This window comes from Paenibacillus sp. JT31N17 (genome assembly GCF_056269255.1).
On sequence record NZ_JBWDNP010000001.1, the window covers coordinates 726,352 to 749,383 of the forward strand.

At 53.2% G+C, this 23,032-nt stretch carries 16 protein-coding genes; 14 read left to right on the plus strand and 2 right to left on the minus strand.

Features of this window, described 5'->3' with window-relative positions:
• Window position 1: 1 nt before the first annotated feature.
• The 8 genes from gucD (at window position 2) to AC0YOB_RS03140 (ending at window position 9,294) form a co-directional block, all read left to right on the plus strand.
• Window positions 2–1,468 (plus strand): alpha-ketoglutaric semialdehyde dehydrogenase GucD, encoded by a 1,467-nt coding sequence (gucD, locus tag AC0YOB_RS03105; RefSeq protein ID WP_475791504.1) that lies wholly within the window; start codon window positions 2–4, stop codon window positions 1,466–1,468.
• Between the two features lie 23 nt (window positions 1,469–1,491).
• Window positions 1,492–3,483, plus strand: coding sequence for a YjhG/YagF family D-xylonate dehydratase (locus tag AC0YOB_RS03110; RefSeq protein WP_475791505.1), 1,992 nt, complete (start codon window positions 1,492–1,494; stop codon window positions 3,481–3,483).
• Window positions 3,484–3,593: 110 nt separating this feature from the next.
• Entirely contained in the window at window positions 3,594–4,439 is an 846-nt protein-coding gene (locus AC0YOB_RS03115; RefSeq protein ID WP_475791506.1) for an AraC family transcriptional regulator, read from the plus strand.
• A gap of 216 nt (window positions 4,440–4,655) precedes the next feature.
• A complete protein-coding gene (locus AC0YOB_RS03120) occupies window positions 4,656–5,834 on the plus strand; it encodes a Gfo/Idh/MocA family protein (protein WP_475791507.1) in 1,179 nt (392 codons plus the stop codon).
• Window positions 5,835–5,870: 36 nt separating this feature from the next.
• Window positions 5,871–7,118, plus strand: a complete 1,248-nt coding sequence (locus tag AC0YOB_RS03125) for a DUF6807 domain-containing protein (protein WP_475791508.1) — start codon at window positions 5,871–5,873, stop codon at window positions 7,116–7,118.
• Between the two features lie 90 nt (window positions 7,119–7,208).
• The gene (locus tag AC0YOB_RS03130) at window positions 7,209–7,661 is read left to right on the plus strand and encodes a VOC family protein (protein WP_475785243.1); all 453 of its coding nucleotides are present in this window, start codon (window positions 7,209–7,211) and stop codon (window positions 7,659–7,661) included.
• A 105-nt stretch (window positions 7,662–7,766) separates the two neighbouring features.
• Window positions 7,767–8,222, plus strand: a complete 456-nt coding sequence (locus tag AC0YOB_RS03135; RefSeq protein WP_210043838.1) for a VOC family protein — start codon at window positions 7,767–7,769, stop codon at window positions 8,220–8,222.
• A 148-nt stretch (window positions 8,223–8,370) separates the two neighbouring features.
• Window positions 8,371–9,294: an aldo/keto reductase gene (locus AC0YOB_RS03140; RefSeq protein ID WP_475791509.1), complete on the plus strand. Its 924-nt coding sequence runs from the start codon at window positions 8,371–8,373 to the stop codon at window positions 9,292–9,294.
• Between the two features lie 179 nt (window positions 9,295–9,473).
• Here the strand turns inward: AC0YOB_RS03140 and AC0YOB_RS03145 are convergent, their stop codons facing one another.
• Both AC0YOB_RS03145 and AC0YOB_RS03150 read right to left on the minus strand, forming a co-directional pair.
• Entirely contained in the window at window positions 9,474–9,929 is a 456-nt protein-coding gene (locus AC0YOB_RS03145) for a MarR family winged helix-turn-helix transcriptional regulator (RefSeq protein ID WP_475791510.1), read from the minus strand.
• Window positions 9,930–9,977: 48 nt separating this feature from the next.
• Entirely contained in the window at window positions 9,978–10,334 is a 357-nt protein-coding gene (locus tag AC0YOB_RS03150; RefSeq protein ID WP_475791511.1) for a DoxX family protein, read from the minus strand.
• Window positions 10,335–10,594: 260 nt separating this feature from the next.
• Here AC0YOB_RS03150 and pgsA point away from each other — a divergent pair, with 260 nt between their 5' ends.
• The 6 genes from pgsA (at window position 10,595) to glmM (ending at window position 22,958) form a co-directional block, all read left to right on the plus strand.
• The gene (gene pgsA / locus AC0YOB_RS03155; protein ID WP_210043834.1) at window positions 10,595–11,173 is read left to right on the plus strand and encodes a CDP-diacylglycerol--glycerol-3-phosphate 3-phosphatidyltransferase; all 579 of its coding nucleotides are present in this window, start codon (window positions 10,595–10,597) and stop codon (window positions 11,171–11,173) included.
• A 48-nt stretch (window positions 11,174–11,221) separates the two neighbouring features.
• Complete coding sequence (locus tag AC0YOB_RS03160) at window positions 11,222–12,085, plus strand: phosphotransferase (protein ID WP_475791512.1); 864 nt, start codon at window positions 11,222–11,224, stop codon at window positions 12,083–12,085.
• A gap of 138 nt (window positions 12,086–12,223) precedes the next feature.
• Entirely contained in the window at window positions 12,224–13,165 is a 942-nt protein-coding gene (locus AC0YOB_RS03165; RefSeq protein WP_475791513.1) for an aldo/keto reductase family protein, read from the plus strand.
• Window positions 13,166–13,431: 266 nt separating this feature from the next.
• Entirely contained in the window at window positions 13,432–19,263 is a 5,832-nt protein-coding gene (locus AC0YOB_RS03170) for a sugar-binding protein (protein ID WP_475791514.1), read from the plus strand.
• An 80-nt stretch (window positions 19,264–19,343) separates the two neighbouring features.
• On the plus strand, window positions 19,344–21,308 hold the full coding sequence (locus AC0YOB_RS03175; protein ID WP_475791515.1) for an S-layer homology domain-containing protein: 1,965 nt from the start codon (window positions 19,344–19,346) through the stop codon (window positions 21,306–21,308).
• Between the two features lie 309 nt (window positions 21,309–21,617).
• Complete coding sequence (glmM, locus tag AC0YOB_RS03180; protein ID WP_475791516.1) at window positions 21,618–22,958, plus strand: phosphoglucosamine mutase; 1,341 nt, start codon at window positions 21,618–21,620, stop codon at window positions 22,956–22,958.
• The last annotated feature ends 74 nt before the right edge of the window (window positions 22,959–23,032 follow it).

Below are 23,032 nucleotides of genomic sequence, written 5' to 3' on the forward strand. Positions count from 1 at the left end.
GATGAGCTCCAATCAAGACGCAAAGAATATTGGCAATTATATTAACGGACAATGGAAACCGTCTGTCGGCGGCGGAAGTCAAGCCAGCATTAATCCTGCACGGAAGAGCGAAGTCGTCGGATATGTGCCCGATTCGCAGACCGCGGATCTGAATGAAGCTGTGGAAGCGGCCCAAGCAGCCAAGCGGCCATGGAGAAAGCTCGCAGGATCACAGCGGGGAGCGTTGCTGTTCAAAGCCGCGGATATCATGGAGAGCCGGCTTGACGAGATCGGGGAGACGATGTCGCGGGAGATGGGCAAGACATTCCCCGAGGCGAAAGGCGAGACGGCGCGCGGCGTGGCGATACTCCGCTATTACGCCGGAGAGGGGATGCGGAAGATCGGCGACGTCATTCCTTCGACCGACGCGGATGCATTCATGTTCACGACACGCATGCCGCTCGGAGTCGTGGGTGTTATCTCGCCGTGGAACTTCCCGGTGGCTATTCCCGTCTGGAAGATCGCCCCGGCGCTGATCTACGGCAATTCGGTTGTATGGAAGCCTGCAACCGAGACGGCGGTGACCGCTTCGAAGATCGCGGAATGCTTCCATGACGCGGGATTTCCTGCGGGTGTGCTGAATATGGTCGTCGGCAGCGGCGGTACGATCGGGCAGGGCATTGCCTCCCATCCCGGCATCCACGGCCTAACGTTCACCGGGTCCAACGAAGTCGGCAAGCAGGTCGGCCAATCCGCACTGAAGAGAGGCGCCAAATATCAGCTGGAGATGGGCGGTAAGAATCCGATCATCATCGCCGCGGATGCCGATCTCGATCTGGCTGTGGAAGCGACAATCAGCGGCGGGCTTCGCTCCACCGGGCAGAAATGTACGGCAACAAGCCGTGTGATTGTGGTTCGCGACGTGTACGAAGCCTTCAAGGAGAAGCTGCTGGAGAAGGTCAAATCGCTCAAGGTCGGGGACGGCATGGATGCTTCCACATGGCTTGGACCATGCGCGAACGAGAAGCAGCTCGAAACTGTTCTTTCCTATATCAAGAAGGGCAAGGAAGAGGGAGCTGTGCTGCTGTACGGCGGAGACCGCCCGGATGAAGCCGGACTGGCGGACGGCTTCTATGTCACTCCGGCCGTATTTGACCGGGTGACCAGCCGGATGGCGATCGCCCAGGAAGAAATCTTCGGTCCAGTGCTGACGCTTATCGAAGCGGCTGATTTCGTGTCTGCGGTTGACCTTGCGAATGATACGGACTTTGGGCTCAGCGCTTCCATTTATACACGGGATATCGGCAACATCCTGAACTTCGTCCAGGAGATGGACGCGGGGCTTGTCCGGGTCAATGCCGAGACGGCTGGCGTGGAGCTGCAGGCTCCGTTCGGCGGCATGAAGCAGTCGAGCTCGCATTCCAGAGAGCAGGGGCAAGCGGCAATTGAATTTTTCACCTCAATCAAGACGGTGTTTATCAAGCCGTAATAAGGCCATAGGGGGAATGAAGAATGGCTGTGGATTCAAATTTTGCACATATAATGGGCGATCAGAAGCAGCATTTTCGCGTGCAGACTCATGCTCCGGGACCGGCAGGCTCGCTGCCGCTGACCCCTGAGCTGCTCCGGGAATCGCCGAGCGGCGATCTGTTCGGCTGGACGCAAAATGTCGGGATGGGCTGGAGCCCGTCCCGGCTGCTCGGCAAGCAGGTGCTGATACTCGGCACGCAGGGCGGTATCCGCAATGAAGACGGGACGCCGGCGGCGCTTGGTTACCATACCGGACATTGGGAGGTCGGCCTCTTAATGAAGGAGGCCGCGGATGAAATTACCGCCGCTGGCGGCATTCCGTTCGCAGGCTATGTCAGCGATCCCTGCGACGGGCGCTCCCAGGGGACGAGCGGCATGTTCGACTCGCTGCCGTACCGCAACGATGCGGCGATTGTCATGCGGCGGCTGATTCGCTCGCTGCCGACAAGATCGGCGGTGGTCGGTGTCGCCACCTGCGACAAGGGATTGCCGGCGTCGATGATTGCCTTGGCCGGGATGCGCGGGCTCCCGGTTGTTGTGGTGCCAGGCGGCGTGACGCTGCCGCCGGAGAATGGCGAGGATGCCGGTAAAATCCAGACGATCGGCGCCCGTTATTCGAACGGGGAGCTGTCGCTGGCGGAAGCGGCCGATCTCGGCTGCAGGGCATGCGCCACACCAGGCGGCGGCTGCCAGTTTCTCGGCACGGCCGGAACGGCCCAGGTCGTTGCCGAGGCGCTTGGCTTGACCGTACCGCATGCGGCGCTTGCCCCGTCCGGGCAGCCGGTCTGGCTGGAGATGGCCCGCCAGTCGGCGCGGGCCGCGCTGCATCTCGCGGAGGCGGGGCTGACCTCCGCAGCGATATTGACGGATGCCGCCATCCGCAACGCGATGGTCGTACACGCGGCGTTCGGCGGCTCGACGAACCTGCTGCTGCACGTTCCGGCAATTGCCCATGCCGCAGGGCTCACGGTGCCGACCGCAGAAGATTGGGCGGAGGTGAACCGTGCCGTACCGCGCCTCGTGAGCGTACTGCCTAACGGGCCGGTATATCATCCGACCGTCATGGTGTTTCTGGCAGGCGGAGTGCCCGAGGTTATGCTGCATCTGCGCAAGCTCGGACTGCTGGATGAGCAGGTGCTCACGGTTACGGGACAGACGCTCGGAGCGGTGCTCGACTGGTGGGAGACATCGGAGAGGCGCGCCAGGATGAGGCGCTACCTGCTCGAGTCGGAGGGAATCGACCCCGACACCGTCATTTATACTCCAGAGCGGGCGCGCGCTGCCGGCATGATGTCGACGGTGACATTCCCGACCGGCAACCTCGCTCCGGAAGGCTCCGTGATCAAGTCTGCGGCAATCGATCCGTCTGTGGTGGACGGCAACGGCGTCTTCCGGCATATCGGAAGAGCCAAAGTATTCACGACGGAACGGGCGGCCATCCGGGCGATCAAGACGGGCGGCATTGAGGCTGGAGACGTGCTGGCGCTGATCGGACGGGGCCCGCTGGGAACGGGTATGGAAGAGACCTACCAGCTGACCTCGGCGCTGAAGCATCTTTCCTACGGGAATCAGGTGTCGCTGCTGACGGATGCCCGTTTCTCAGGCGTATCCACCGGCGCATGCATCGGCCACATCGGTCCCGAGGCGCTGGCGGGCGGTCCGGTCGGCAAATTGAGAGATGGCGACTGGATCGATATCCGGGTCGATTTGCAAAATCTTGAGGCGTCCATTCATATGGTTGGCAGCGCCGAAAATCCCGGAACGCCCGAACAGGGGGCAGCCGAGCTTGCCTCCAGAACCCCGCATCCCGGGCTTGCGGAGGACCCGGATCTGCCGGACGATACCAGGCTGTGGGCGGCGCTTCAGTCTGTCAGCGGAGGAACCTGGGGAGGCTGTGTTTACGATACGGAGCTCATACTGCGTACACTGGAGGCCGGCAAGCGGGCATTGGCCGCTGAAGAGCCGGCGCTATAACCGTCAGCCAGGCTTTTTTCTCCCGCCGTCAGAGATTTTCAACAGTGGAATGCACGCATGATCATTTTTTGGTAAAGCAAATCCAAATTGTTTACTGAGGATGAGGGTGTATGAAAGCAATCTATGAAAATCAAAGCAGCTACGAATTAATTCCTTTGAATGCCATCAAGATGCAAAACTTAAATTTTCTGGCGCACTGGCATGTCGATGTCGAATTCATGCTGGTTCTGGAAGGCTCGCTTCAAGTGGGAATCGATACGGAGAGACGGACTCTGCACGCAGGGGATATCGCCATTTGCGGCAGCAACAGCATGCATTATTATACTTCTGAAAGCGCTAACTCCGTCATTCTGATCAAATTCTTACCCGACAGCATCGACAATCAGGGGACCTGGCAAAAAAATATGTTATGCCCGTTTATCGAGAAAAAGTCCATTTTGCAAACGGGAGACCAGGGTCAGAAGCTGTACGATGAGATCGCGGCGCTCTTTCATTGTCTCTATAATGAAGTGACGCGGCAGGAGGATTACTACAAGCTTTATATCCAGGGGAAGTTTCTGGAGCTGTGCGGCCTTTTTCTCAGGCATCTACCCAGACAGGATGGCGATCTGAAATTGGAGCAAAGCTCTCCCAGCATTCAGCTGATCAAGGATTCACTCCTATTTATTGAAGAAAACTACATGAACCATATATCGCTGGATGAAATCGCCGGTAAAATGAACGTCAGTCCGTATTATTATTCGCGGATATTCAATAAGGTTATGGGAATGAATCTCAAAACCTATCAGAACATACTCAGGATCAATAAAGCGAAGGACATGATTATCAGCGACGAAATGCCGATTGCCGAAATTGCGTATGAGTGCGGCTTCAACAGCGTCAGAACCTTCAACCGTTTTTTCCGGCTGGCCAAGGGATACTCACCTTCCCATCTGCGCAAAACCTTATATCATTAACCGGGCTCCGACCTCCATATCCGAAAGCTTGAACAGCTTCCTCTGCCATGCCGGATATGGAGTTTTTGTGCATTTTACGTTCCTGATACAGCAAATTATGTCCATAATCAAACAAGGACTGGCGAGTAATCATGCCTGACTTCTTTATAATTAACACATAAGGGAGAATACGTTTTTTAATCAAGCAAATATTGACAAGAAAAGGGGGTTGAGCTGATGATTCGCATAGCCGTAATCGGAGTTGGCGGGATAGCCGAGACACATTTGAAGGCTTATATATCGCTTGGCGACCGCTGTGAGATCGTTGCTTTAAGCGATATCTATCCTCAAAAAGCGCAGGCGCTTGGAGAAAAGTACGGTCTTGTTTGCAGAGTTGAGAGCGATTACAAGGAGCTGCTGAAAAGCCCGGATATCGACATGGTTTCAATCTGCACGCCGCCGTATACCCATGCCGACATTACGATAGATGCGCTTGAAGCCGGCAAGCATGTTCTGGTGGAGAAGCCGATGGCTTCGTCGCTGGAGGAATGCGACCGGATGCTTGAGGCGGCCCGGAAATCCGGGAAGATTCTGTCTGTCGTCGGCCAGAACCGCTTCAATGATTCCATACAGAAGCTGAAGCAGGTGCTGGATTCGGGAATGCTGGGCAAGGTCGTGCATGCGCAGATCGAATCGTATTGGTGGAGAGGTTACGTCTATTACGATCTATGGTGGAGAGGGACGTGGGAGAAGGAGGGCGGCGGCTGCACACTCAACCATGCGGTTCATCACATCGACATGTTCCAGTGGATGATGGGGATGCCGGAGAAGGTACAGGCCGTCATGAGCAATACCTCCCATGACAATGCCGAGGTGGAGGATCTGTCGATCGCCATCCTCACCTATCCGAACGGGGCACTGGGACAAATCACCAGCTCCGTCGTGCATCACGGACAGGAGCAGCAGCTGATTTTCCAGACGGAGAAGGCCCGGGTGTCGGCGCCGTGGAAGCTGTATGCCTCGTTGTCAAAGGAGAACGGATTCCCGGTGAGAAACGAAGAGCTCGAGCAGCAGATCGAACGGTTCTACCAGGCGATACCGGAGCTTGCTTACAGAGGTCACGCAGGTCAGATCGACAACATCTTTACGGCAATCGGGAACGGGACGCATGAAGTGCTGGTTGACGGGCATGAAGGGCGGAAAACGCTGGAGCTGATTACGGCGATTTATCAGGCGGCATCGACAGGCCAGACGGTTTCCCTGCCGCTTGGTCCGGACAGCCTGTTCTATACAAGGGAAGGCATTCTGGCCAATGCGCCGCATTATTATGAGAAGAAAAATTCAGTAACCGGGTTCGCGCAGAATGCGATCACACTCGGCAGCGATTATGCCCAATCAGGCGATGGCCGCGCATAACGGAACCAATCGATGAGACAAGGAGGGACTTTACAAATGAATCCCGTGAACGGCACGACCGAATCCGGACTGGAATACCGGTTTGTACTGAGCGGCGCGGAGCTTGCGATGCAGCCGACCGTATTGGAAATTCCTCTGGAAGAGAACGATTATGAGAAGCTGCTGCAATGGCAGGGTGAAGGAGGAGCGCTCTCAGCCGTTGCAAGCGCAGGCGGCTTCTCGCTCCCCTGCCAGCTGTCAGGCTTCGGCCTCGACGGAAATGCGGAGACGCTGACGCCGCGCCGCTCTCTGTTTGTATTGGTGCAGAATGTCCCGGATGCGGGAACAGACGGGCATCTCTTCCAGCTTGAACGGCATGAGGAGCCGGATGACGCGGATGAGCCCCTATCCCGGAAAAAAGGCGTCTATCTGGACCATCAGCCGGAGAATGCCAGGGTCATGGTGCGGATCGAAGGCAAATTATTTACGCGGTATCTGTATTCCCGGGATATGATGAAGCCTTATTTCTACCCGATGATCGGACCACATGCGAAGACGCTGATTCAGGACGCTCCCGACGATCATCTGCATCATCATGGCTTGTGGTGGGGCCATGACCAGGTGAACGGCCACCAGGCCTACCATGAATTTGCCAAGGAAGGCAGGCAATCCCACAGCCGTTTCCTGCATCTGACGGGAGGGCCGGTATTCGGTCAGCTGTCAGTCTGCATTGACTGGCTGTCCAATAAAGGCGAGCGGCTGCTGCAGGAGGTCAGGACGATGCGTATCTTCAATCTTCCTCCGGAGCAGCGGTATGTCGATGTGCACAGCGAGCTCCTTGCAACCGACGGTACGGTCGTATTCGGGCCGACCAAGGAGGGCGGATTTCCTTTCATCCGTGTCAATGAGCAAATGTGCGCCTTCCTGTCGGGTACTATAACTTCCTCGACCGGCAAGAAAGGCGAAGGGGAGATTTTCGGCACCGAGGCGGATTGGGTGGATTACAGCGGCAGCATTCTCAATGTGTCCTGGAATAACGGCATACCGGACAAAGGATTTTTCAACGGCGGAATCGCCATAATGGTCCACCCGGATTACCGGGCGTTCTCGACCAAATGGTTTGTGCGGGATGCGGGTGCATTCACACCCTCAAACTTTCATTTCTGGGGCGGCCATACCCTTCCATCGGGCGATTCGCTCGGGTTCCGGCAGCGCATCTATCTGCATCTGGGAGATGTGGAGGCAGGCAAAGTGAAGGATCGCTACCGGGAGTACGCCAACCCGGAAGTGCCGGAGTGGTGCTAGTCAAGGGAAACAAGCCATTCTATTGAAGCGGCACAGCGCACGTTATCGGACTATCAAGTATGGAGCACTGCAAGACGAGGAGGAATTGACATGGGAATCATCAATAAAGATGCCGTATGCCAGATTGCGCTGGTCGTGAAGGATATCGAGCGGACAGCCGCCAACTATGCCGAGCTGTTCGGCATAGAGGTGCCGCAAATTTTCAGCACGCTGCCGGAGGAAGAATCGCACACGCAGTATAGAGGCAACCCGACCAAGACCCGCGCTAAATTGGCCGTCATTGATTTGGGTCAAATCGTGCTTGAGCTGACCGAGCCTGACGATGAACCAAGCTCCTGGAAGGAATTTCTGGAGACGAACGGCGAAGGGGTGCACCATATCGGGTTTACGGTCAGCGACCGGGAGAAGGTCATCGAATATTTTGCCCGCAAGGGCGTCCCGATCAGACATTACGGCGAATACCCGGGGGGCAACTATACGTTTATGGACAGCGTGAAGGAGCTTGGCGTCATTCTCAATATCAAGCCCGGCGCGCAATCATAAGTCCATTGACGGGCAAGCGTCTGAAAGTTTTTGGATTCACCGGATTTTGGCGCTTATTAATCATCGGATCTTGAATAAGACCAATAAAAGGAGACTGAGCTTATTATGGGAAATCCACTTATCGGAACAAACACGGTGACACAAATCGGTATTCTGGTGCATGATATCGAGAAGACGGCAGCGGCCTATTCCAAATTTCTGGGAATCGAACCCCGTTTCGTTACAACAGGGACGTATGAGGAAGCGCAGACGGAGTACTTGGGCAAACCGTCGCAGGCCCGGTCGAGACTTTGTTTTTTCAAGGTGGGTCCATCCCTTGAGCTTGAGCTGATTCAGCCGGATCTTGAGCCGAGCACGTGGAGGAACGACCTGGATCAGAACGGGGAAGGCGTTCATCATATTGCTTTTGTGGTGGAAGGAATGAAGGAAAAGATACTTGTGCTGGAGAGAAATAATATGCCGCTTCTGCAAAAAGGCGAGTATACCGGGGGCAGATATGCATATATCGATGCCAATGAGGATTTGAAAGTCGTGCTGGAGCTGCTGGAAAACGACAAGTAAGGTGTTTTGCAAATATAAGAAAGGTTAAAATTCCTCTGTACTTTGCTTCTATTTCGGAGGGAAGAAACTAGCTTTGCCGCCATAGGACGGCGAAGCCGTTTCTTCTTGTTGATCGCATATATCGGCATGGAAGAGGGGTGAATCCGTCATGGAGAAGAGAAGATACGGCAATACGGACATGGACGTCAGCGTGCTCGGATTCGGCGGCGGCGAGATCGGCGGGCTGGGCGGTCCTGAGCGGGGATCGCCTGGAGCAACCGTCGAACAGGTGGGGAAGCTGCTGGGCATCGCGCTCGATTCGGGCTTGAACGTGATCGATACGGCGGAATGCTACAATAACAGCGAAGAGCTTATTGGCAGCGCGGTGTCGCACAGGCGCGGGGATTATTACTTGTTTACAAAATGCGGCCACAGCAGCGGCTTCGACCTCCCGCATTGGGACCCGAAGCTGCTGGAGCTCAGCATTGACCGGAGCCTTCGGCGTCTGCGGACAGACTACATCGATTTGATCCATCTGCATACCTGCTCGGAGGAGCTGCTGCGCAGCGGTGAAGTGATCGAAGTGCTGCAGCGGGCAAAGGAGAAAGGGAAAATCAGGTATATGGGCTACAGCGGAGACCAGGATGCCGCTTTGTATGCCGTCAAGTGCGGCGCGTTTGACTCGCTCATGACCTCGGTCAATATCGCAGATCAGGAAGCGGTCCAGCTGACCATTCCGGAAGCGTTGAAACGCGGTCTCGGCGTTACCGCCAAAAGGCCGATTGCCAATGCCGTATGGAAATTCGCCAATCAGCCGGATAATCCGTATCTTCACGCCTACTGGGAGCGGATGCGGCAGCTGGACTATGACTTTCTCGAAGCGGATGAGCAGGAATCCATTGGAGCCGCGCTTCGGTTCACGCTGTCTGTACCCGGCGTTCATACCGCTATTGTCGGTACCGTCAATCCTGCACGGTGGGCTGTGAATGCAGCTCTTGCCAGGCGGGGGGAATTGCCGGAGAATCAGTTCCAGTCTATTCGCAGCAAGTGGGAAGAGACAGCGGTTGGCGCCGGCTGGCGCGGATTGGAGTGAAATAAGCGAAGGCAAGCAGCATATCGGAATTGTACGATGAGATACAAAATGCCGGGCAGGACGAAGAGCGCGCATCCGCGAGCTTCCGTCCTGCCCGGCATTTTTCGGCAATAGCACCGGTAAAAAGGACAATATACGGGTTCATCGGTCATGACAGGAATCCTGATAGCAGCTGCCTGCTATCCGGATAGCTTATCCGCGGCGTTAAGGCCCATTTTTTTCAGCAATTCGGTCAGCTGATGTTTTTCCTCACCCGTCAAGACCGAGAACACGTTGGCAATTGAATCTGTATGTCTGGGAAAGATATCATCGAATAGAGACTGCCCGGCATCCGTCAGCTTGGCAATGATGACTCTTCGGTCACATGGACTTGGCTCTCTGCGGATGAGGCCTTTTTTCTCAAGCTTATCGACTACATAAGTTACACTGCCGCTTGGAATTGCGAACTTCTCGCCTATTTTTTGAATGGGATGAGGGCCTTTATTATAAAGAAATTCCAGTATTTGAAACGTATCGAGATCAAGACCATAGTTGTTGACGTCAGACTTTATTAATTCGAACAAGGATTTTGATGAATTCATTAATACCCGAAGCAACCGCAGGTCAAGCTCAGTTTGCTTACCGCTTTGATTCATTTCGTACACCGCCTCTGCCAGGAGCTAAAGGGGCAAATTAAGCTTCGATTAGCCGAATAAAGCACCCCAATTTAAAAATAATACCACAAGTGCGAGAATGAGCAAAATAATGGGCATTCCTGTTTTGGACGCAGGATCCTTAACGCGCAGATGGGTAATAATTGCACCGATCATCGTGACGGCCAGAACCAGTCCGCCTATCGCAGCGATCTGATCGTACCAGATGCCGATAATCATCAGCGCCGCGCCTGCAACCTCAACCAGCCCCGTAAATACACGGAATCCGGACGACAGCTGATAGCGTGCGAATTCATCCACCATTTGCTTCGAACCAAATTTCATAAAACCAAACATGAGAAAACCCAATGCCAGAACGATCTGCAGTACGATTGATAAAGTATCCATCCTAAAACTCTCCTCCATATCGGTAATGTTATTTAAAATATATTTATTTATAATAATATTAGTGTAATGGACAGAAGTCAATTGTTTTATTTTGAAGGGATGGCGCAGGAATCCGACGACAGGTATGGAATACATTTTAAAACCTGCATGTGGTAAAATACAGGAAATTAGATCCGCCATTCATGATTTCAACGGAAGAACGCATGATTGAACACTGATTTGACACCCATTTGCAAATAAGCGCTCCAAGGAGGAATCCTATGAATACAGCCAATAAAATTACGATTGCCAGAATTTTATTAATTCCTGTTTTTATCTTGTTTTTTCCCTTGTATCCGGATTGGCTTGCCCAAAAAGCGGATTTCATCCAGCATATTGATTCCTATGGGTTATATTATGCCTCAGCCGTATTTATACTCGCCTCGGCAACGGATAAGCTGGATGGGCATATTGCCAGAAAATATAATCAGATCACCAACCTCGGAAAGCTATTGGATCCTTTGGCGGACAAGCTGCTCATCTCGGCAGCTTTGATCCTGATGGTCAGCCAGCATCTGGTTTATTCCTGGATTGCGTTTGCGATTATAGCGAGGGAGATTATAATTAACGGAATCCGGATTGTGGCCTCCTCCCGGAAGATCGCTCTGCAGGCGGATCAATACGGGAAAATAAAGATGGTATTTCAAGTCGCAGCCATTGCAGCTGTATTGTTGAATAACCGTCCATTCAGCTTTTTCACAGACATTCCCATAGACCAGATCCTTATGTACGCCGCGTTAATCCTTACCCTGTATTCGGGCTATAACTATATCAAAAATAATTATCGCATTCTGGAATAAACAAATGATCAGCTGCAGGCTCCAATAAATGCGGAATAAGGAGACCCAATGAAAGATACCTCTGGCATCATCAGTGATCTCATTAAAAAGGGTGTGATAGATAACACTCTCTATGCTGCCAACATTGTGGCTGGAACAACGGAGGGGCTTGTCTATATGCTCACAGCAAATAAGGTGACTAAATATGTGTTGAAGCTTGATCTTCCACAGCAAATCATCCCGGTTGAACAATTATTCCAAACCTACCGGAGCAGCCCGCTGCTTCCTAAACTTCTCTACACCGATCCTGCTAAAGACTATATTGTCTATACCTACATCGAGGGTACGACGCATTATGAAAGAGGAGCAAAATTAAACTGGCTGACAATATTAATCAACGGTCTACTTAATCATTATGAGAACAATCTGCAAATGAAAGGATGGGGCTTCTGGCTGGAGGATCCTTGTTTGACCTGGCGGGATTTTATAGATAAAGGCGTGGAATATGCCCGGACTGCTATTGGAAACCTGCTGCCGATTGAGGATTATAATCAAGTGAAGGCTTTGGTTGGGAATATTGCGGAAGGTGAGGATGGACAACGGTTCCTGCTTCACGGTGATTGTGGCGTGCATAATTTCGTGTTTCATAGGAATGCATTGACTGGGGTTATCGATCCATCCCCGATTGCCGGACCTGTAATCTATGATTTTATTTTTGCTTTTTGCTCCTCGCCGGATGATTTGAACCTGGAGACTCTGCTGCCTGCATTCGAGCTGCTGAATCATAGACAAATAGAAAGATCGGGCCTTATTGAAGAGGTGATTATCCAGCTTTATTGCCGTATCGGAGTCTGTTTGAAACACCATCCGCATGACCTGAAGGAGTACCTGCAAGCATGGGATTACTGGAAAGCCCTTGCGCCTGAAAACTAGTCTGAATGCGTTCTCACTAACCTTTAGGTAACTTACGCTAAAGCATTTCAGTACTTACCAGAAGCAGGATTCTATTCTATACTATCGAGGGATGGATACTATGCAAAAGGATTCGAAAATTATCTGGAGGTGTTTTTCTTGAAATACCGGAAATTGGGGAAAAGCGGGTTAAAGGTAAGCGAGATAAGCCTCGGCAGCTGGATGACTTACGGCGGATATGTGGAAAATGAAAAATCAATTCGATCGATCGAACAAGCTTATGATCTCGGTGTAAATTTCTTTGATACCGCCAATGTGTATGAACGCGGCGAAGCGGAAAAGGTCATGGGCGAAGTGCTTAAAGCTTATCCGCGCGAATCCTATGTGCTGGCTACGAAAGTATTTGGGCAGATGGGCGATGGCCCGAATGACCGCGGATTATCCCGCAAGCATATCTTTGAGCAATGCCACGCCAGCTTGAAACGCCTGCAAACCGATTATGTGGATCTCTATTATTGCCATAGATTTGATACCGAAACTCCGCTGGAAGAAACGCTTCGCGCGTTGGACGACCTGGTTACACAAGGTAAAGTACTGTATGTAGGCGTAAGCGAATGGACGGCGGCGCAGATGGTCGAAGCTCTGGCTATTGCCGACAAATACCTGCTGGACCGGATCGTCGTCAACCAGCCGATATACAATATGTTCAACCGTTACATTGAAAAGGAAGTCATCCCGACCGGTATTGAAAAAGGGATCAGCCAGGTCGTTTTCTCACCACTGGCTCAAGGCGTACTTACGGGCAAATACCGGAGAGGGCAATCCATTCCATCCGATAGCCGCGCGGCCAGCAAAAGCTGGGGCGAGGAACGCCTCAAGGAAAGCCAGCTGATCCAGGTCGAGGAGCTGGAAAAAATCGCAGGCGAGCTTGGCATCAAGATTTCCCAATTGGCGCTTGCCTGGATCTTGCAGCAGGACAATGTGGCCAGCGCGCTTGTGGGTGCGAGTCGCCCCGAGCAGGTCATTGAGAACTGCGCCGCTTCCGATGTTGTCTTGTCGGCCGATGTTCTCGGTTCGATAGAGGCTATATTAAAGGCGTAAACGCAAAAAAACATTTGATTGACCTTAGAGCGCTTCACCGCTCTAAGGTCTTTTTCATATCCTCCTGGAACGGATGACCTCCAATTTTTTCAATCTTATACTGGAATGGCCTTTTTTTATATTCGATTGCCTTCACCAAGAATAGCATTCTATGAAAATAGAGAGAAATTTGAACGTCGGCATAGATTATTTTATGTTTTGCGGACAACGAAGCATCTACAATGATAGTTGTCAGACCATTTGCAGGAAACGGGGGAAGAATGTTCATGAAGAAGACGTTAATGAAGACGGTCAGTATGGCGATCTCAATCGCGATATTGTTGTCGCTCGTACCTTTCCGGCATGCCAGTGCAGACGCGGCACAGCCAGTATACGACGTCAACATTTCGGATGTCGATCAGCAGACAGTTAAGGGGTGGGGGATATTCCCGTCCTGGAACCGAGCGGACTGGAACCGGAGTTTTATTGATAAGACCGGAGCGCAGCAGGCGCTGTTCAATGATTTGGGAGCCACGATGTTCAGGGTAATGATCCCCGCCGTTACCGGCGACGGAAACGGGAATTTGATCGATGCGAAAATGCAGGAAATTTATGATCTCGTCCATGTCGGCGAAACAAAAGGAATGCATGATTATATCATCTCGGTCTGGTCTCCTCCGATTGGAATGAAAACGCTTCCGACTGTAAACGGGTGGACAGGCAGCGAGCATGTGAGGCTTCGTACTGATAAAGAAAGCGCATACACCACTTATCTTGTCGATGCGATTCATTGGCTGACGGATAAGGGAGCAAGTGTGCCCAAAGCGATAAGCTTTCAGAATGAGCCCTTGTCGCAAATCATCAGCGAGTGGTGCTACTGGGGAGGCGACAACGGAACCCAGTACCAGCGCGTAGCCAAGCTGCTGCGCTCCAAGCTGGATGCAGCCGGACTCGCCGACGTTCAAATTCTCGGTCCGGAGGGTGCAGCCTATCACGAGAATGAGCTGCTGATCGGTCAGAATTTTTCTGCGCTCAATCAGGATCCGGAATTGAATGAGGCCATTGACGGGCTGGCATCGCACAGTTATTTTGCCAAAGGCTACGATAACGACGGCGTGTACCAGGCCTATAAGCAGGTTGTTGATCTTTTCCCGGAGAAGGATAAATGGCAAACGGAGTACAGCACGCTGATAAGCGGCATATCCGAAATGGATATGGCGATCAACGCTGCCCAGCGTCTTGCCGGCGATATGGCGCTGATCGGGAACAATTACTGGTTCTGGTGGCTGGGCTGGGCCAACGGACGGCATCCGACCGATGTCGGCGAGGTGCTGCTTGACGGAGACGGATATACCGTAACGAAATCGAAAGCATTCTATGCGCTGAGCAATGTTTTCAATAATGTTCCCGTCGGCTCCAAAGTAAGACGGGTCAGCGCAGATCCTGCTTCCGGACTCACTACGTCGGATGCGGTATGGATGGATGCGGTCGCTTTTGTGGACGGCGATTCCACTGTTGCCATGCTCGTTAACCCGACTGGTGAATCCAAGACGGTGAATGTGAAGGGTCTGACTGGAACAACCGCAAGCGTTCATCAGCTCACCTCGGATATCCCGCTCGGACAGGATATGAAGCTTGCCGGTCTGAGAAATATCCAGAACGGAACGGCTTCGGCAATCAATCTGCCGGCGAAAAGCGTATCCGTTATCGTGACCACCAATTCGGATACTTCACCACCGCATATTACGTTCGATCAATCGGCCAGTACATCCACGCCTGATGCCGATTACGCGGTGCGCAGTTCGCAGTTTACGGTTTCCGGCCGCCTGGATGAAGCAGGTACACTGCTGATCAACGGGCAGCCGGCAGCTATTGCGGCCGATCTGAGCTTCAGCACGACGGTTGCCCTGCAGCCTGGCAGCAATACGATTACGGCAGTCGCCACGGATGAACTCGGAAATGAAGGCGACCCAGTGCAGCTGATCATCCGGCATGACCCGGCTTATTTGGGCCTGACGCTGGATCAGGATAGCCTGACTTACGTCAGGGAGACCCCCTTTACCGTTTCGGGCAGGACGAACGGCTCCGCCGCGGTAACGATCAAGCAGCAGCATAACGGCGAGACGGTGACAGAAGCAACCTACCCTGTCACAGGCGGGCATGAGAGCGGCCATCAGGCAGGAGATATTATCCGGGCCATCATTGATGACAATTATGTCTCCACGACAACCGGACTCACAAGCGCTCAAGGCGGCTTCACCACCAACGCGCAGGTCGTTTGGGACAACAGCGCCACCTTTGCGCCTGCCGAAGGAGCCAGATCATTGCGATTGAAGCTATCGCCGGGATTTGCCCGCGTCGGATTCAATTTTGTCGATGCTGCGAACCGCGCCGCATTGGAGAACTTCTCCGCCAGTTCGTCCGATGCCGGACTTCAATTCTGGATTTACACCAAAAACCGGGAGGACAGCTTGTCCGCGGTTGTGCAGTCGGATAATAACGGGACGGTTGTGGAATCCAGAGTTCCGCTGTCGAATTATATCGCGGCGGCCGATTACGGGGCGAAGTGGGTGAAAGTGACGGTTCCGCTCTCCGATTTTGATGCGGCCCCGCATATCAATGCCGCAACGAACGAGGCCACCGATCTGCCGGTCGCGTGGAGCCGGATCAAGGGATTCGGGCTTTCCAGCTCGGCAGCCGCTTACTATGATCCCCATATAGACAGCATGCAAATTGTATATACCAATACTTCAGAGGAGTCCGGCGATCCTTCGGCACAGCCTCTGTTCAGCAGACAATTGAATTTGAGCGTCGGCGAGAATACCGTTACGGCGTCGGCTTACAACGATTATGGCCAACAGGCTGTACCTGCGACAATCGTGGTGATGTATGATCCCGATGCTCCGGTGTTGAGCGTACCTTCCGACGGAGAGACAACAGGCACCAGCTATGTATTGAACGGCAGCGTAAATGAAGATGCCGCGGTCACCGTTAACGGAGTTGCTGTCACACTGAAGCCTGACCGTACATTTACTGCCGTTGTACCGGTCGTTAAAGGAGTGAACGCGATTACCGTTGCGGCAAAGGATCCTGCCGGAAACGTATCGCAATCCGTCGTAAACGTGACTTCCAATCCTGTCGAGGACGGCTCGCTGTCTCCGGGAGTGACGACTGCCGACCAAACGGCGGCTGCCCCCGCGATTGACGGGGAGCTGACGGAATCGGGCTGGAGCATCGATAACCGGGTGGAAAGAAGGATTACCGGCACCTCCGACAACAATATTACGTTCGGAACAATGTGGGATGCCGATAAGCTGTACGTGGCAGTGAAGGTGCTGGACGCCAATCTGGTCAACGATTCGGACCCGGCACAAACCCATCAGGACGATTCCGTGGAAATATATGTCGATGGCGATAACAGCAGGAGTGCGGTGTACGGTACGGATGATCATCAAATCACCTTGGGCTGGCATGACCAGCAGCTCTCTGTGGGCGGCGGTATCGCCGGAATCCAGTACGCCCAGCATGATATCGAAGGCGGATTTACGGTGGAGATGGCCATCCCCTGGAGCGGCATGGGCATTGAACCGCCTGCAGCCAATACAGTAATTGGTTTCGACGCCGCATATAACGACGATGACGGCCACAATAACGGTTCCCGCGAAAGTCAATTAATGTGGCGCGGCAACGGGGACAACTGGCGCAGCACCGCCGCATTCGGAAGCCTTTATTTGAACGACGGCAAGAATACGGCTGTTGCTCTGGAGCCCTCCGGCGCATTGACGGTGGACGGCGCGCTTGACGAACCGTATTGGGCGCTTAGAAGCCAGGTAACCAAAGCGATTACCGGCCCGTCCAACAACAGCGTCAGATTCGGTACGCTCAGCGATACTCAGAATCTGTATGTCGGCGTTGAGGTGCTGGATGCAGACCTCCATAATGATTCGGCGCTCAGCTACCAGGACGATTCGGTGGAGGTCTACCTGGATGCCGACCATAATCAAGGCACGGCTTATGATGCGAAGGATCACCAGATCACGTTAGGCTGGCATGATACCCAGCTTTCCATAATCGGCGATCTGGCGAATATTCAATTTGCACAAAAAGATATCGCCGGAGGCTATACGGTGGAGATGGCTATTCCCTGGTCCAGTCTGGCGGTTGCGCCGGCCCGCGATATTACGCTGGGGCTGGATGTGGGCGTCAACGACGATGACGGTCATAACGCCGGAAACCGCGAAAGCCAGATGATGTGGAATGGAACAGGAGATAACTGGAGAGATACGTCCGGCTTCGGAAACTTGTTGAACCACAACCTGAGTCTTTCTCTGCCGGATGAGACGGATCCGGAACCGGATGGGCTGACGGCGTTTACGGATACGGCGCAAGACTTGTCCAAGCTGTTCGCAAAATCGGAGCATATCGTTAATTCCAGCGGGCACCCGGAGAATTTTGCCGACGATTCCGGCAGAATGACGCATAGCAACGACGTCGTAACAAGTCCGGAATATGTTGTCTATCAATCGCCGGTCGGAGACATCTATTCCTTCGATATTACAACGGGATTGTTCTCGGGCACACCGCAATTCACCATTTACGGCTCGGCCGATGGCGAGAATTTTGCGAAAATAACAACGAAAACCACGCTCACGGGCGGGGCAAACGGATATTCCGTCTTCAGCAATACGGCCAGCGGTCTGGCAGCGGGAACCAGATACCTGAAAATCGAATTCCCTGGTCTGGAAAACTGGAAGGAACAACTGCTCCATACTTCCTTTAAGTATTTCGGGGATACGACAGTACCGCCTGAAGAAGGTGAGACAGCGGTATTTACGGATGAAGCGGGAGACTTGTCCAAGCTTCACGCCAAATCGGGACATATCGGGAATTCGCTTGGCGGGCAGCTGGACAAATACGCCGGCGACGGCACCCGGATTATTCACACCAATGACGACAGTCTGGAGCCGGAATACATCGTTTACAAGTCTCCGGATGGCGACATCCGCTCGTTCGATGTTAACGTAACCGCCTGGACCGGATTGCCTGCAACCGTGGATTTTGCCGTATACGGCTCAGCCGATGGGACGAATTTCACCAATATTCCGGTAAGTCCGGCCTTCCTGAGCACCTCGTCGGGTTATGATACGCTCAGCATCAAGGCAGACAGCCTGGCTGGCGGCATCAAATATTTGAAAATTGAATTCCCTTACGGGGACCCGGCCTGCGACAATTGGACCAGCACGATCAATAAGGTAACGTACACCTATGGCGTTACGGATACTGATCCGGAGGAAGGGCAGTTGTCGGCATCAGCCACATTGACCGGACAGCCGACCGCTGCCGCAGGGCAGCCCTATGAGCTGACGTTCGGACTTGCTGATGTTGCGGGCCGGATTGTTGCAGAAGATTTGAAGCTTCTCTACAATCCTGACGTATTTGAGTTCGTTTCGGTGAATGAATTGAAGGATGGATTCAGCGTTATCGGCCAAACTCAAGCTCCGGGAGTTGTCCATCTCATATTGGCCGGACCCGAAGCTGCCGATGCGGTAAGCGGAGATGGCGATCTGCTGTCGTTCAGCCTAAAAGCCAAACCGCTTGCCGAGCCGGCCGATTCAACCCTGTCGATTACGGACAATGTGATCTCCGATATCGAAGGAACCGAAGCACAGGTTCAGGCGGCAGCGCTTTCTGTTCATGTTGCTACAACCGACAAATCCATACTGACAGAGCTGATTACGGCGGCGCAAAGCACATTCGCAGCTGCCGTTGAAGGAACGCAGCCGGGCCAATATCCGGCAAGCGCCAAGTCTGCGCTGCAGACGGCAATCCAAGCAGCGCAGTCTGTCAAGGAAAGCGCTGCTGCCGATCAGCAGCAGGTAGATCAGGCTGTAGAGACGCTTCAAGCAGCTGTCGGCGTTTTCGCCCAATCGGTGATTCAGCTGGGAGATCTGAATGGAGACGGAAGCTTCAGCGTCGGTGATCTGGGCAGACTTATCGGCTATTACGGCAAACAATCGACAGATCCTGACTGGGATGCATATAAAGGTGCGGATATCAATCAGGATGGCGTGATTGACGTCATTGATTTGGCCGCGCTGGCAAGTAAAATATTGGATTAGTCATATTGGCGGCAGGGAGGGCGGGCGGTTCGATGCGACATGGGCCGTCCCTCCCTTTCATTTTATGGAGGTTGTGAAGGATGACAGGTAAAATGATAGGGGTTCTATTACTGCTGGTTCTAATTCCGCTATGGCATCCGCAATCCGCACAAGCGGCGGTTACACCGATGTTTTCATTGACAAGCGATGATACGAATTTGACACCAGTGGGCGGGAATAAGATAGTCGATATCGACGTAGACGGGGCAAGCGGCTTGATCGCGTACGAATTTACGCTCGAATATGACCCTGCGATGTGGGAGTTTGTCGCGGCCACCACGGACCTTGCCGGCTACAAGGCAACGCCGCTCAAGGAGTTGCAGGCAGACGGCATCGTTACATTTGCTTTTGCGAAAATTGGAAAGTCGGCTGGAGAGAACGGCAGCGTCCATCTGGGCCACGTGACTTTGAGAGCGAAGGCACCCGGAAACGACCGGATTCAATTGACAGGCATCCGCCTGGTGGATTCCCGTTTTGCAGCCTCGAATTATACGCCGGACACGGAACTTGCGGCAGCGGTTGACGCGATTGGCAATGGGAACGGGAACGATGGAAGCAGCGGTGATAACGGCAGCAGCAGCGGGAACGAAGGATCCAGCGGCAGTAACGGCAGCAGCAACGGAAACGAAGGAACCAGCGGCAATAACGGAAGCAGCAGCGGGAACGATGAGACCAGCGGCAGCAACAGCGGGAACGATGGATCCAGCGGTAGTAACAGCAATGAGGATGGTGCAGGCAATGACAATAGCCAAGGCAGCCCGGACGGCAGCGGAAATAACATCGGCAATGGCAGCAGCGACGGCAGCAATGGCGAACAAAATCCGCCTCCAAGGCCGCCGGTTAGCAGTGAAATTACCGCTGACGGTAAAAGCGGTCAATCAGATGAAGCACATCAGCAAGCTGTAACAGAGGCAAGCATGAAGCCGGATGAAGAGGGCAGCACCGTTGTCAAGATTGCAGACGGAATCAAGGAAATATTGCTTCCGGCCAATACTGCAGACATCGCGGGAATAAAGAAGCTTGAGCTGAGAAGCGGGATGTTCTCCCTCGCAATTGACCCGGTTGTGCTGAAAGAGCTGACGAAGCTGGTCGGCGGCGGCGAGTTAAGCGATGCCGCTATATCGATAACGATTGAGCAGGCTTCGCAGGAGGAGGCAGTTTCTTTGCTTGCCGGAACGGAAGAAGGCATGGGAACGTTGAAAGCAGCCGGGACAATCTATCATTTTGGCTTGTCGATTGTCACGAAGGACGGGGCAGCGAGAAAGCTTGCCGTGTTTGAACAACCGGTTGAGCTGGTCTTGCCTTACGATGACGAAGCGGACGAAAGCACGCTGGGCGTTTATTTATTGAACGAGAACGACAAAGTCTGGGAATATGCAGGAGGAACTGTCGACGGGGCCGGCAAAGTGATCAAGGTGAAGCTGAGCCATTTCAGCACTTATGCCGTGCTTGAATACGATAAAGCATTCCAAGACCTGCCTGCAGCCCATTGGGCCTTCAATGCGGTCCGGACGCTGTCTGCCAAGCATGTGGTGAATGGTGTTTCAGCAACGAAGTTTGGTCCGGGCATCGAGGTGTCCCGGGCGGAATTTGCGGCGCTTTTGTCGCGCGCGCTTGGCTTGAAGCCGGCAACCCCCGTATCATTCGTTGATGTTGACGATAAGGCGTGGTATGCGCAAGAAATTGCGGCCGCCTACGATGCGAAGCTGATTCAAGGCAGATCTGCTGAGGTTTTCGCCCCAAATGAACGCATCACCCGCGAAGAAATAGCCGTCATGATCGTTCGCGCTTTTGAATACGGATCAGGCAAAGTCACAAGTGACACGATGTCATCTTTTGACGATTCCGGTTCCGTCTCTCTCTGGGCGGCCAAGGATGTCCGTACAGCAGTCAGCTCCGGCCTCATGAACGGAATCGGGGGTGGAAAATTCGCTCCCGGCATGTTCACCACCCGGGCTGAAGCAGCCAATGTCATCTATAAGCTGCTGACAATGACCGGATCATAAACAAAACGGATCAATCAGGACAAAGAGAAGACTTATAGAGATGACTTTCCGGGCGTTTCAGGAGTCATCTCTTTTGTATTTTCACTAATTCCGGCGTCCGGCTTCCGTCTAATCCCAATAATATCCTCATATTATCATTATGTTATGATTCTTTCTCCATTGAACGAAGAGACTGGCTGCACTATGATAGGTTGAACAAAATGACCGGGGGCTTCATTCCGGGAATACCTTTTAACCTTAGAACCTGGCGGGCAGACAGTGAACAACATTATTCCAATCCTTCAGGATATGAAAGAGGAGAATTCAAATATGGGAAAATATTTTGGAACAGACGGGGTGCGGTTTGTGGCGAACGGGGTGTTAACCCCGGAGTTGGCTTTTAAAATAGGCCGCTGCGGCGGTTATGTGCTGACGAAGCAATCCAGCGCGCCGAAGGTCGTCATTGGGCTTGATACCCGGATTTCCGGGCATATGCTGGAGGCTGCATTAACTGCGGGACTGCTGTCCATTGGGGTGGACGTGGTCAAATTGGGCGTCATTACATCACCGGGTGTGGCGTATTTAACGCGGCAGCTGAAAGCCGATGCAGGCATTATGGTATCCGCTTCACATAATCCTTTTCAGGATAACGGGATCAAGTACTTTACGGGCGATGGCTATAAGCTGTCCGACGAGACGGAGCTTGAGATCGAGCGTCTGATGGACGCAGCGGCAGATGAGCTGCCGCGTCCGACAGGCAGGGCAATCGGCAGAGCAACAGAGCTTCCTGAGGCGAAGTGGCAGTATGGCGACTACTTGAGGATGACGATCGGAAGCCGGTTCGAGGGTTTGCGGGTGGTCCTGGATTGTGCAAACGGAGCTGCATTTGAGATCGCTCCGCAGCTGTTCAGAGAACTGGGGGCGGAGATTGTCACAATCGGTGCAAGCCCGGATGGATATAACATCAATGAGAATTGCGGCTCCACTCATCCGGAGGTGCTGCAGGCGGTTGTGTTGAGCTGCAATGCTGATCTTGGACTGTCCTTTGACGGAGACGCCGACCGACTGGTCACTATAGATGATAAGGGCGAAGTGTTGGATGGGGATTTTATTCTCAGTATTCTTGGGAGTGCTTTGAACGAAGCCGGCAAGCTGAATCACAGCACCATTGTAACGACCGTAATGAGTAATTTGGGATTCCTCAAAGGCCTGGATAAAGCTGGACTGAAAGGCAAGCAAACAGCCGTGGGCGACCGCTACGTCATGGAAGAGATGCGAAGGGGCGGCTACAATCTGGGCGGAGAGCAATCCGGACATGTCATTTTCCTGGACCATAGTACAACCGGTGACGGGATGCTAACCGCCCTGCATTTGATGGAGACGATCGTTCAGACCAGACGCAAGCTCAGCGAATTGAAAGGAATCATGCGCAAATATCCGCAAATACTCGTGAATGTTCAAGCAGCGGACAAAAGCAGGCTGAAAGGCAGCCTCGCGGTGAGGGAAGCGATCCGCAAGGTAGAGACGGAGCTGGGCGACAATGGCCGTGTGCTGGTTCGTCCTTCGGGGACGGAATCTCTGGTTCGGGTAATGGTTGAAGGACCGGACAAGAATCAGGTGGAGGCATACGCGAACGATATCGCAGAGGTGATCAGAAGAGAGCTGGTGTAGCAGTTGAACGGAGAGAGGCCTTCGCTGAACGAGGATTCAAGCGGAGGTCTTTTTGGAGTTGGTATGCTATGTTA

What these genes read in the sequence shown, in the direction of transcription:
- gucD (WP_475791504.1), top strand. Translation starts at nt 2, where the DNA reads ATGAGCTCCAATCAAGACGCAAAGAATATTGGCAATTATATTAACGGA.
- AC0YOB_RS03110 (WP_475791505.1), top strand. Translation starts at nt 1,492, where the DNA reads ATGGCTGTGGATTCAAATTTTGCACATATAATGGGCGATCAGAAGCAG.
- AC0YOB_RS03115 (WP_475791506.1), top strand. Translation starts at nt 3,594, where the DNA reads ATGAAAGCAATCTATGAAAATCAAAGCAGCTACGAATTAATTCCTTTG.
- AC0YOB_RS03120 (WP_475791507.1), top strand. Translation starts at nt 4,656, where the DNA reads ATGATTCGCATAGCCGTAATCGGAGTTGGCGGGATAGCCGAGACACAT.
- AC0YOB_RS03125 (WP_475791508.1), top strand. Translation starts at nt 5,871, where the DNA reads ATGAATCCCGTGAACGGCACGACCGAATCCGGACTGGAATACCGGTTT.
- AC0YOB_RS03130 (WP_475785243.1), top strand. Translation starts at nt 7,209, where the DNA reads ATGGGAATCATCAATAAAGATGCCGTATGCCAGATTGCGCTGGTCGTG.
- AC0YOB_RS03135 (WP_210043838.1), top strand. Translation starts at nt 7,767, where the DNA reads ATGGGAAATCCACTTATCGGAACAAACACGGTGACACAAATCGGTATT.
- AC0YOB_RS03140 (WP_475791509.1), top strand. Translation starts at nt 8,371, where the DNA reads ATGGAGAAGAGAAGATACGGCAATACGGACATGGACGTCAGCGTGCTC.
- AC0YOB_RS03145 (WP_475791510.1), bottom strand. Translation starts at nt 9,929, where the DNA reads ATGAATCAAAGCGGTAAGCAAACTGAGCTTGACCTGCGGTTGCTTCGG.
- AC0YOB_RS03150 (WP_475791511.1), bottom strand. Translation starts at nt 10,334, where the DNA reads ATGGATACTTTATCAATCGTACTGCAGATCGTTCTGGCATTGGGTTTT.
- pgsA (WP_210043834.1), top strand. Translation starts at nt 10,595, where the DNA reads ATGAATACAGCCAATAAAATTACGATTGCCAGAATTTTATTAATTCCT.
- AC0YOB_RS03160 (WP_475791512.1), top strand. Translation starts at nt 11,222, where the DNA reads ATGAAAGATACCTCTGGCATCATCAGTGATCTCATTAAAAAGGGTGTG.
- AC0YOB_RS03170 (WP_475791514.1), top strand. Translation starts at nt 13,432, where the DNA reads ATGAAGAAGACGTTAATGAAGACGGTCAGTATGGCGATCTCAATCGCG.
- AC0YOB_RS03175 (WP_475791515.1), top strand. Translation starts at nt 19,344, where the DNA reads ATGACAGGTAAAATGATAGGGGTTCTATTACTGCTGGTTCTAATTCCG.
- glmM (WP_475791516.1), top strand. Translation starts at nt 21,618, where the DNA reads ATGGGAAAATATTTTGGAACAGACGGGGTGCGGTTTGTGGCGAACGGG.